1 pseudogene is annotated in these 1,083 nt (G+C 57.3%); it reads left to right on the forward strand.

The annotated features are described in order from the left end of the window. Positions 1 to 765 (forward strand): annotated as a pseudogene (locus EV663_RS15530) (DEAD/DEAH box helicase); the annotation flags it as partial. Positions 766 to 1,083: the final 318 nt, after the last annotated feature.

The following is a 1,083-nucleotide window of genomic DNA, read 5'->3' on the forward strand; positions in this document are numbered from 1 at the left end:
ATCGAACAGGCCGGCAGCGGGCTGTTACTTTTGGGACCCGCGGGCGAAAAGCTGGTTGAGCATTACAGCTTCTATGCGGTGTTCCAGACACCTGAGGAATTCCGGTTGGTCGCAGAGGGGCGAGATCTTGGAACCTTGCCGATCGACAATGTTCTTGCTCCGGGGATGCTGTTGATTTTTTCCGGGCGGCGTTGGGTTGTTCAAGAAATCCATGATCGTGAAAAGGTCATCATCGTCAAACCCGCGAAGGCTGGTGTGCCTCCCGTCTTCGGCGGCGACGCAGGCGACATTCATGACAAGGTAATTGACCGAATGTTCGCGGTGCTGGAGGGGGATATCAGTCCACCCTACATGGAAGCCGTTTCGCTAGCGATGCTTGACGAAGCGCGCGCCCACTATGAGCAACTCGGTTTCCGGACCAAGAACATCCACGGTCTCGGCGAGCATGCATCGATCATTGCAACGCGGGTTGGAACGGTGAAAACATCAACGTTGGCGCTTGCACTAAGGAGCGAGGGCTTTTTGGTCGAACAACATGACGGGTTCTTGGTGGTAGAGGCAGGCACAAAAACACAAGACCTGAGCGTAGTGCTTGAGCGACTATCGGCCGGACAAGCGGGCGACCTCTTCGCCAGCGCTGGCAACCTTATCACGGAGAAGTCTCATCCCTACCTATCGCTGCCGCTTCTGGAGTTGGATGCAACGTCTTCCAAGCTTGTGCCAAATCTGCTTCCAAGCATTGCTAAAAGGATCATGGCAGCATGATGGGCGGGAAGCGGAAGTTCGCCGCATGGGCGAACTCAACCCGAGCGAACTTCGGGAGCGGAAATCCAGCCCGGCTCGCGCAGCCGCATTAGGTTTGATCAACACCGAGTGTACCCGCCAAAGTGTGCCGCTGACACGAATATACGCAGGCCTCTCAAACACAGCAGGCCAACAACCACGCTTCCGGCCGACTCCGAGATGATCGCCAGTGAGGGCGGGCCCCACCGTAAGCGTCGTCTGACGGTCACCCGGCTTTCAGCTTGACGGCCGGAAATTCCACGGGAGCAGTTCGTCGAGCCGGCTTTGGGGATGGCCGTT

This window comes from Rhodovulum bhavnagarense (assembly GCF_004343505.1).
Classification (GTDB): Bacteria; Pseudomonadota; Alphaproteobacteria; order Rhodobacterales; family Rhodobacteraceae; genus Rhodovulum; species Rhodovulum bhavnagarense.